9 protein-coding genes are annotated in these 9,115 nt (G+C 36.9%); 2 read left to right on the top strand and 7 right to left on the bottom strand.

What is annotated here, in order from left to right; all coding sequences use genetic code 11:
* Positions 1 to 166: 166 nt before the first annotated feature.
* The 7 genes from ELS83_RS01415 to ELS83_RS01385 form a co-directional block, all read right to left on the bottom strand.
* A complete protein-coding gene (locus ELS83_RS01415; protein ID WP_171593709.1) occupies positions 167 to 997 on the bottom strand; it encodes a nitroreductase family protein in 831 nt (276 codons plus the stop codon).
* Between the two features lie 155 nt (positions 998 to 1,152).
* Positions 1,153 to 1,731: a porin family protein gene (locus tag ELS83_RS01410; RefSeq protein ID WP_171593708.1), complete on the bottom strand. Its 579-nt coding sequence runs from the start codon at positions 1,729 to 1,731 to the stop codon at positions 1,153 to 1,155.
* Between the two features lie 197 nt (positions 1,732 to 1,928).
* Entirely contained in the window at positions 1,929 to 2,192 is a 264-nt protein-coding gene (locus ELS83_RS01405) for a hypothetical protein (protein WP_171593707.1), read from the bottom strand.
* The gene (locus ELS83_RS01400) at positions 2,185 to 2,577 is read right to left on the bottom strand and encodes a hypothetical protein (protein ID WP_171593706.1); all 393 of its coding nucleotides are present in this window, start codon (positions 2,575 to 2,577) and stop codon (positions 2,185 to 2,187) included. The genes ELS83_RS01405 and ELS83_RS01400 overlap by 8 nt, the downstream gene beginning before the upstream one ends.
* Before the next feature lie 66 nt (positions 2,578 to 2,643).
* Positions 2,644 to 3,378: a hypothetical protein gene (locus tag ELS83_RS01395; RefSeq protein WP_216616297.1), complete on the bottom strand. Its 735-nt coding sequence runs from the start codon at positions 3,376 to 3,378 to the stop codon at positions 2,644 to 2,646.
* Positions 3,379 to 3,393: 15 nt separating this feature from the next.
* On the bottom strand, positions 3,394 to 5,001 hold the full coding sequence (locus ELS83_RS01390; protein WP_171593705.1) for a DUF4369 domain-containing protein: 1,608 nt from the start codon (positions 4,999 to 5,001) through the stop codon (positions 3,394 to 3,396).
* A gap of 51 nt (positions 5,002 to 5,052) precedes the next feature.
* Complete coding sequence (locus tag ELS83_RS01385) at positions 5,053 to 5,754, bottom strand: DUF2225 domain-containing protein (RefSeq protein WP_171593704.1); 702 nt, start codon at positions 5,752 to 5,754, stop codon at positions 5,053 to 5,055.
* A gap of 720 nt (positions 5,755 to 6,474) precedes the next feature.
* On the opposite strand from ELS83_RS01385, the gene ELS83_RS01380 reads away from it, so the two are divergent.
* On the top strand, positions 6,475 to 7,128 hold the full coding sequence (locus ELS83_RS01380) for a DUF5675 family protein (RefSeq protein ID WP_171593703.1): 654 nt from the start codon (positions 6,475 to 6,477) through the stop codon (positions 7,126 to 7,128).
* 684 nt (positions 7,129 to 7,812) lie between these two features.
* Positions 7,813 to 9,114 carry a group II intron reverse transcriptase/maturase gene (ltrA, locus tag ELS83_RS01375; RefSeq protein WP_171593702.1) on the top strand — a complete coding sequence of 434 codons (1,302 nt, stop codon included), beginning with the start codon at positions 7,813 to 7,815 and terminating at the stop codon, positions 9,112 to 9,114.
* Position 9,115: the final 1 nt, after the last annotated feature.

The raw sequence follows: 9,115 nt of genomic DNA, 5'->3' as shown, positions 1-9,115 counted from the left end.
TCTCGTGCAACAGATAGGCAAGATCTTCCTTCGTTCTGTATTTTTAGAACTGCTTGTTCTCTATCCTCAATACTAAATTTGTTTCTCTTTTTTTTAGTCATAAAAACACCCCAAATGTTGTGTCCAACTTTTGGGGTGCAGTTCATTTATGAACAGGGCTTTTTGCTTATTTTTTCAGGCTAATTTTATTCAAATGTAATCCTTCCGATTGAATTCCCCTGGCATATTTTACGGCCGACTTTCCAAAAAGTAGCGTGTAACCAATGCAGTGATCCTTTGGAATACCAATTAAATCTCTGACCGAAGGATCAATTTCTTCGATTACCCAGGTTACCATACCATTCCACAGTGTGCCTAGTCCATTCGCATTGGCAGCAAATTCGAAATAAGTAAGGGTAATCATCGAGTCAACCTTAGGCGAAGCATCTTTTTCTGGTGCAGTTGCAATCAACAGGTGAGGTGAATTTCGGAAAATGATATCCATGCCTGTCTTTTCCCATACTTTTTGAAAGGAAGCCAATGAGAAGTATTTTCTTGGAAGCCTTTTTTCTTCCACTGCTTTTTTAATGGCAGCATAAATGGCATCACGAAACAAGTTCATGTCTTCCATATTATCGATTAGCGAAAATAATACTGCATTGTCGTTATGCCCTGTTGGAGCATGCGATGCTGTTTCCATTACCTTCTGAATAAGCTCTGGATCGATATTTTCGGCCTTGAACTTGCGAATTGATCTCCTGGTTTTAATATGGTTGCTCATCGCTGTAGCCGATGGTACTTCGGCTTTGCATGAGATGGAATCTTCCGGTTTTTTGCCAAGAATTGAGATGGCGGCAGTCGGGCAAATTGCCAGACAATGCTGACACTTCAGGCAGTTTTTTTCCTTTTCCAGAGCAATGCTGGCTTTGGGTGTAAGTTTAATGATCCCAACAGGGCAATCTTCTTTACACAATCCACATTCGATACACTTGTCTTCTTCAACTTTAAAGTCGATCATTTGTTTTGTTTTTCGATTTGCTATTGAAATTTGCGACAAAAATAGAATACTTCTTGCATATTAAGAACAGGAATCGACTTAATTTTGGTTGGACTTAAGCTCATAAAAAAAACCTGCCACTTAGGACAGGTTTTAACTTGTAATTTTGGTAGATATTAAAATGCAAGAGATACGCCCAATTGGAATACTGAGTTTTGAACCTTGGCATCATCTTCATCAATAATATTAGATAAACCTAAGTTATAACGTAAACCTAAAGCTACTTTATCAGTAATGTCGTACTCTAAACCCAATGCAAAACTTAAATCAACACCTTTCATCTGATCATCTGCATCTTCGCTTAAAGAGGAACCACCAGAACTAATTTCAGCCTCAGAGCTTAAGTGGAAACCAATTTGTGGACCTACAAGAGCATGGAATTTATCGGCTAAACCGGCACGAAGCAGCAATGGAATATTCATGTAATTTGATTTCCAGGTTGCATCGCCACCATCTCCGTCAATTTTAAATCCCTGGCGAGAGTATACCAATTCTGGTTGGAATGCAAGCTTTTCATCAATTGCAAATCTTGCAAAAGCACCAATAAAGATATCTGTTTTCATATCCGTATCTTCTACATCGTCTCCCTTAAAATTCGCAAAGTTTAAACCACCCTTGATACCAAATTGAGAATCCTGGGCAAATACACTTGTACCAATAAATAGTACAACAACTAGTAGTAAAAATTTTTTCATGTGATTTGATATTTTAAATTAGCTTAGTAAACATACAAAATTAACTTGTTATCAAATCTGTTGTACAATATCAAATCATTTTATGTTGATGAAGCCATTATATATTCATGTCAAATGTAGTTTTGTTTAGGTAAAATTAATCACTGAATATTGAATGCTGTTTATTGCTGATAGAATTCTATTTTGAGACTTTATCTCTATTCAAGTATTTTTTCTTTGGCAGATTTTTCTTTCTTGCAAGCAAACTCATATCTAAAAGCAAAAAAAGCCATTGTAGCGTAGGCAGCAATTCCGAAAAATTTATTTTCTACAGGCTCATTACTCATGATGTAATAGAAATTAATCAGGAAGCATACACCGGCAAACATGTAAAGTATTTTTAGGCTCCAGTGTTCCGATTGGTAGAATTGCTTGAATGTTGGTCTTGAATTTTGCTTTTTTTTCGGGCCAGGCTCAATCATTTTTTTTCATTTTGATCGTTAAAACTCCATAGCTGCCTCTTGCACCATATATTGCAGAAGCAGATTCTCCACCTTTAAAACTATATAGAGCTATTTTCGATATTTTGATTTCTTTCAGATGGTTTTCGAACACCGGATGATCATCGATAAGAACTATCGGGAGTGTTAAGAATTCACTTTTTGAACCAGTGGATTGATGATGCAAATAGGAGAAGTTTAAAGCAAGATCATAAGCTGTTTTTACTTCCTTTATTGTAAACTTTTTAGCTGCAATTTCGGTCGGTTTTATCAGTAAAGATTTGTCTTCTATTTTAAAATCTCTTTTTTGAGCAAAACTTGTCATGCAAAACAGTGCAAGTATTGCCATCATGCTTAATTTTCTCATATCGTATTTTTTATTGTTGTTTCACTTTGGATACGCCATATCAATGCCGACAAGCTATTTTGATTGTTATTTTCGATATCGACCCTTTCTTGCATTTTCTGTTCTTCGATTAGTTGAATGGTTTTGAGGCTGTTCTTCTGTCGTATCAGGATCATCGCTAAGATAAATGGCTTCTTCTCCTGTAGCTGTAATTTCCAATACTTTGCCATATTTCGCCGGTAAGGCCAATTCAGCGGCATCTTTCCATTCACCATGACCATACACAGCAATTTCTTCATTCTCTTCCAGTATTCCTTCTTTACAGCGAAAGGTTTTGTTAAAACCAAAAAATCCTGTAGGGTCGATTCCTTTGCTGCTTAAAAAATGTTCCACATTTTCGGTAGGATCGGTCCAAAAGCCAGATGAATATTTGGCATCCTGAACAATGTAAGATTTCAGGAAAGAATCGTTGATGTAGGCATATTTAATCCCATCTTTAATCAAATATCTAACTTGTTTTTCTTCCTTCACCAAAGTAACCCACCGGCTGTTATTTCCCGAAGTTTTTTTCTCTTCAATTTTTACATGATAATGGGAGCACTTTCGATGGGTAAGAGGTGCTTTTAAAGGTGGGTCCACAAATTCTACTTTTCCAACAATTTTGGCAGTTTCCCCGCTTCTAAAGCGCGAAAGTCTTTTCAATTCCGATTTCTTAAGCTTCCGTTTGATAATTGCCTTCTTGCTAAAGAAAATAAACAAGGCAATTACCACAATAGCAAGAATGGCTATTGCAGTAAAAATGAGGATTTCAATGGGTTCCATATTTTAATTTTTGAGTTATCGTACTATGCTACACTTCACAATTCCTTTCTCTTCTGATGCCAGGTAAAGATTGTCATTGCCATCAACAATCATTGGAATAAAGGTGCAACCTTTTACCAGCTCCTCAATTCCTTCTATTTGTTTGGCTCCTTGTTTGCTGTATATTTTTATTCGGGTAGGATCTTTCTCAACAGTTACTATGGCACCGTTTGAAAGGCTAGCAACACTTACCGGATTGCAACAACCATGAAAATCCACTACCTCTTTGCCACGTTTGCCAAATGCCATCAGGCTGTTTCCATTGTAATCGAAACCCTGCACTCTAAAAGCACCAAGGTTGGCAACAATAATTTCTTTTTTCTGATTTACCGAAAAGTCCAAAATATTACAGCATGCTCTCATATCGTCTATTTCTTTGACCAATTCGCCATTTGTGCGCTTGTGAATTTGAATCTTCTTTAATTTGCAATCGGATACTATTAAATGATCATCGACCACCCGGCTGCCCGAGGCGATATGAACTCCTGCCAGTTTGAATTGGTTTACTTGCTGCCCATCTTTTGAATAAATCTGGCAGTTAACACCTACCGGTAGTTCTTTTGATACCATTCGTCCGCGAACTTTTTTCTTTAGTATTTTCATTTCGCTCGATAGTACATAAATTTGGTCCATTGCATCCACCGAAATGGCAGTTGGTTTACCCAAAATAGCAGGTTTAAAGCGTTTTATTATCTTGCCTTCCTCATCCATAATCAAAATGTTGCCATCTTTCTTGAGTGCACAAAGTTGATTGTTGCTAAAACTGGCCAGGTAAATTACATCTAATACTCGTTTGCCTTTGTATTTGCTATCTACCTGGTAGTTTACTGGATTTACGCCATCCATAATTTTATCCAGGCCAATTTCCAGGCTGCGCATTTTTTCTACTTTTCGTAAAACACTGGCAATGTATGGTTGTTTTTTTAAGTCGGGGTGCAGGTCTTTTACGTATTCGTACATTTGTTCATACGATTTAGATGATGTTTCCTGCTGGAACAAATAAGCTGAAAAGCGCGCTTTGGGATTTTGTTGCATAAACTGCTTTTCGTATTGGCTGATGCCAGCAATGCGATCCTTTCTTACTTTGGTATATTTATCTTGTAAAGCTTTTTTATCCTCATCGCTGGCTTTGGCATTGTATTTTGGGAGGGCTTGTTTTATTCTGTCATATTTCAACATGACTTGCTTTTTCCCAATTTTAAATCTTTCATAATCATCATGAACAACAGAGCCACTAATTTTTGCATTCTCAAAATCGTTAAGTGATCCTTCAAAAGTCATTTTTACATTTTCGAGCATGATGCCTTTCTTTAGTATGACCTCCTTACCAGCTCTTTTTACTTTTAGTCTTAAGGTGCCATTCAATAAGTTCGGAAAGTTGCCTGTAAAACAAAAGTTTCCATTTTCAATTTTGGAGGTATCACGTTGGAATCCTTTTTTATCGATAAATGTTAGCAGTATGATTTCTCCTTTATCAATTCCTTTAATCTTGCCATGGAGTACAAATTGATTTTGATGTTGACCAGGTTTACTGGCCATAAAGAGTGCCATTGAGGCAATTAGCATTAGTAAAGCGCGTTTCATTTTTCGGTTTGCTTTGGTTTGTGATTTGGTGATGAGTTTCTAATAAAGGGTTTAAATTTCATTGTTATCATCTTCTTTTATTGCGAGAATTCTTTGTTTTGTAGCAATTTCTTTAATCCAATCTGCTTGTTCTTTATTGTTAATTGCTTTGTCATAATAGACAATTGCTTTCTCAAACTTTCCTGTGCGTCTATACATTTCAGCAATAAGGTATTCTATAGTTGCGATCTGATTAGGAGCGAACTCTTCCATAGATAGAGCTTTTATAAAAAAAACTGCAGCACTATCCTGCATTTGAATTCGTTGATTTGTTTTTGTTGAATCTGAACGCAATAAGTAAGAGGCATTAAGGTACAATTGCCCAATGTTGGCTTTACTTCTGCCTAAACATTTGTACAAGTCAGCAGCTAGTTCACATTCAGTTATATCCGTCATCTCGATTGTATCATATTTTACAAGTGCATGTTTTATTAGATTAATGGTATCTGAGTGATTTGAAAAATTCAGAAAATCAGAAGTGTAACCAGAGAACCTGCAACATGGACAGGATTTAACCATTAGCTTGTAATAGTCACCAACTGCTCCTTGTTTTTGAAAATCGTATGTGCTTCCAAAGCTTGACATACTTCCCATTTCTGTGATTTCAAATATTTTGTCGCACAATGGACATTTTAAAGAATCCTGGTAGTAAGTGTCGGCAAAAGCGCCACTAGTTGTAATCATTAAAAAAAGAATTAGAAGCAGCTTTTTCATTTGGGTGAATTTTTTTGGTGTGTTTTTGTTCTCACTAAAAATAAACAACATCCATGCCTAAAACAAGAGATCATAAAAAATATTTAAAAGTTAAATGGATTAATTTGGTTTTTTTAAGTATTTTTAACAAAATAATATAATAAATACTTTGTTCTTTCTAACAATAATTTTAATTTCACCTCGACTAAAAAAATGTTGAGCTAAGGAAATGATAGATGTTCTGTAATTCAACTTTTAAACTACTACGTATTGATTCATAATGTAACGAATGATCTAGTGTTAATGCCATTTGTTTGTTGTTAAGAGAAACAGTGTGGATACTTATATCTCTTAATGTAAAGTATTGGCATTGATTATTTTGTTGATCAGATCCTGCGCAGATTTTCGTCATTTACAGATATATAGCTCATATCTTGTATGGTTAGCGTTTGAAAGTCTGCGCAGGTCTTATATTGAAACCTAAATCTCTTCCCATTTTTACGCAAGGAATAATGAAGTTTATTTATTTACATAGTATTGATAAAACATAGATGAGCATAATGTTATAAGTTGATTTGTGTGTAAATAAGGTAAAAAATGTTTATTTGGATTTTATATCAATCATAAAAAACAGGGGAAGGCAAATTTACAGACCTTCCGAATCATTAAAAGTGAAGTAATTGATCTTGACATTTGGTAATCTACTTAATAACTTGAGTTCTTATCCTTTAACTTGAACAGATGAATCTACAATTAATTCGATACAGTATGTCGCCAAGTACAACACTGGGTATGTTGTATATCGATGGGCATTTTGCTTGTTACACGCTTGAGGATGCAGTAAGAGAAGAAAAAATACCTGGTGAAACTTGTATCCCAGAGGGAATATATGGCATTACCCTTAGAACGGAAGGTGGACAAAATCATCGATACAGTCAGAAATTTCCAAAAATTCACCGTGGTATGCTTCATTTGTTGGATGTGCCAGGCTTTGAATTTGTACACATACATGTTGGAAACACAAAAAAAGATACCGATGGTTGCATTTTGTTGGGCGATGGAAGCAATAACAACCAAGTGGCCGAAGGATTTGTGAGTAGCAGTGCCAAGGCCTATGAACGCATTTATTCGGTTGTTGCTTATGCCATTGAAAATGGCGAAGGAGTTTGGATCGAAATTATTGAAGGTATACCAGCTAAGGAAAATCAGGTTTTACCTACCAATGCTGTTGTGAGTGCCACTAAGTTAAATCTTAGAAAATCACCGAAAGGTGAAGTAGAAGGTGTTTTGAACAAGGAAACTCCTACCAAAGTACTAGGTTCGCATAATGGTTGGAGCAAAATACAGATTGAAGGTTGGGTGGCTGAAGAGTTTTTGGAAGAATCGGGGGAGTAAGTAAAATATAAAGTTAGGATACAAATAATAAATAGCTACATGAAAATAGCGCCTATTGTGAGGGAAAAAAGATAAAATTCAGCTCAATTTATGGAATAAATAAAGCCAGATATCCAACAAATACCTGGCTTTCTTAATGTGTGTGCCCTGCATGAGCAAGAGCACACTTATCTGTAAGCTCTTGAAAAAGATTAAATATGCAAATATTCGGTCAAAATAGCTAACAATAAGTATGTTAATTTTTCCAGAGGGTGAAAGTCCCTTACTGGCAAGTTGGTGAAGTCAGTTAGCAAGCTGCAAGCTCGTTATGGGTGACCGTTAGAGTGAAGGAAGCAGGACTGCAAATATCTGTACCGACGAACAGAAAGAGCATATGAGGCTATAAACAGAGGGTAAGCAAGCACATCTTTACAAAGCCCGTAACCAACAATCTGTTTTTAGTAGATGCTTCGGGCATAGATAGAAGGAAAATGTTCTTACCAGGGGAGATCTTGTCAACTACGAGTTGGTTATGGCAAGAGGTCAGCAGATACCATAGTAGTTACGGGAAACGAGCCACAAATAGAGATTGTGGAGGTCTCACAAGGTAGCGAAGGGTTGAACGTTAAGTTGTTTCAAATGTAGTAAGGAAGCTGTTTACGGACTCTAGCCTTGCAATAGGAGAGACAGGGAAAGAAAAGAAAAATGATTGAGCAAATACTAACAGGAAAGAACCTACTACGAGCGATGTATCAAGTCCAAAAGAACCACGGTTCAGCAGGAGTTGACCACATGCCCGTAACTAAACTTTCAGAGCTCATGTCGATCAATCGGGATGAGTTGCTAGAAAGGGTTCGCTCAGATGAGTATTTGCCACAAGCCATTTTGGGAGTGGAAATTCCCAAAGGAAACGGAAAGATGCGTTTATTAGGCATCCCAACCGTAACCGACCGTTTGCTCCAACAAGCGGCGCTGCAAATTATCACGGCAAAATTCGAGTTTGATTTTTCGGACAGTAGTTATGGCTTTCGTCCCAATCGGAGTTTACATCAGGCAGCTTTAAAAGCTCAGGAATATATCAACCAAGGCTTTCAGCATATTGTAGATATTGACCTGCAAAGCTTCTTCGATGAAGTAGATCATTGTTATTTACTGCAATTGCTTTATCGAAAGATAAAATGCAAAACTACAATGCGCCTGATACGCAAATGGCTTCGAGCTCCCATTTTAATTGAGGGTAAATTGGTCAAACGCAGAAAAGGCGTTCCACAGGGCAGCCCATTAAGTCCTCTTTTGTCGAACATCATGTTGCATGAGTTGGATAGAGAACTTGAACGGCAGAAGCTACGCTTTGTACGTTATGCCGACGATTTCAGCATTTACTTGAAAACAAAATCGAAAGCTCGAAGAGTAGGGAATTCGATTTACAAGTTTTTAAGGGACAAACTAAAATTGAAGATAAACAGAGAAAAAAGTGGTATTCGCCGACCAGTTCATTTTACGCTATTAGGCTTTGGTTTTGTACCAACTTATAAGAAAGGTGAACGAGGCAAATACCAATTTGTAGTATCCAAGAAGAGTTGGAAGGCATTAAAGCAAAAGCTGAAAGCCATTACCAGAAAAACGATACCCATGAGTTTTGAGGAGCGTATTCAAAAACTAAATGAAGTTCAACGAGGTTGGGTAAATGCTTTCCGTATGGCAAGTATTTTAAACAAACTCGAAGATCTTGATGGATGGATTCGCAACAGGCTCAGATATTGCATCTGGCATCACTGGAAGAAACCAGAACGAAAACGGAAAAACCTGATTCGTTTAGGCGTAGAACTAGGGCAAGCCTTTGCATGGTCTCGCACTCGTACGGGAGGCTGGGCAACCAGCCAAAGCCCAATTCTTAGAACTACAATTACTATTGATCGTTTGAAGCAACGTGGATATGAATCAATGCTCGATATTTACAAACAAATCACGCCTGTAAGACGTGATTTACTACTCCCCATAACTTAAC

The sequence above is a fragment of the Marinifilum caeruleilacunae genome (assembly GCF_013141825.1).
GTDB classification, from domain to species: Bacteria; Bacteroidota; Bacteroidia; order Bacteroidales; family Marinifilaceae; genus Marinifilum; species Marinifilum caeruleilacunae.
This window is presented reverse-complemented; position numbering and strand designations above follow the sequence as displayed.

Bases quoted from the DNA above. Each gene is read 5' to 3' on its own strand.
- ELS83_RS01390 (WP_171593705.1), bottom strand. From the start codon at position 5,001: ATGAAACGCGCTTTACTAATGCTAATTGCCTCAATGGCACTCTTTATG.
- ELS83_RS01395 (WP_216616297.1), bottom strand. From the start codon at position 3,378: ATGGAACCCATTGAAATCCTCATTTTTACTGCAATAGCCATTCTTGCT.
- ltrA (WP_171593702.1), top strand. From the start codon at position 7,813: ATGATTGAGCAAATACTAACAGGAAAGAACCTACTACGAGCGATGTAT.
- ELS83_RS01400 (WP_171593706.1), bottom strand. From the start codon at position 2,577: ATGAGAAAATTAAGCATGATGGCAATACTTGCACTGTTTTGCATGACA.
- ELS83_RS01380 (WP_171593703.1), top strand. From the start codon at position 6,475: ATGAATCTACAATTAATTCGATACAGTATGTCGCCAAGTACAACACTG.
- ELS83_RS01385 (WP_171593704.1), bottom strand. From the start codon at position 5,754: ATGAAAAAGCTGCTTCTAATTCTTTTTTTAATGATTACAACTAGTGGC.
- ELS83_RS01410 (WP_171593708.1), bottom strand. From the start codon at position 1,731: ATGAAAAAATTTTTACTACTAGTTGTTGTACTATTTATTGGTACAAGT.
- ELS83_RS01405 (WP_171593707.1), bottom strand. From the start codon at position 2,192: ATGATTGAGCCTGGCCCGAAAAAAAAGCAAAATTCAAGACCAACATTC.
- ELS83_RS01415 (WP_171593709.1), bottom strand. From the start codon at position 997: ATGATCGACTTTAAAGTTGAAGAAGACAAGTGTATCGAATGTGGATTG.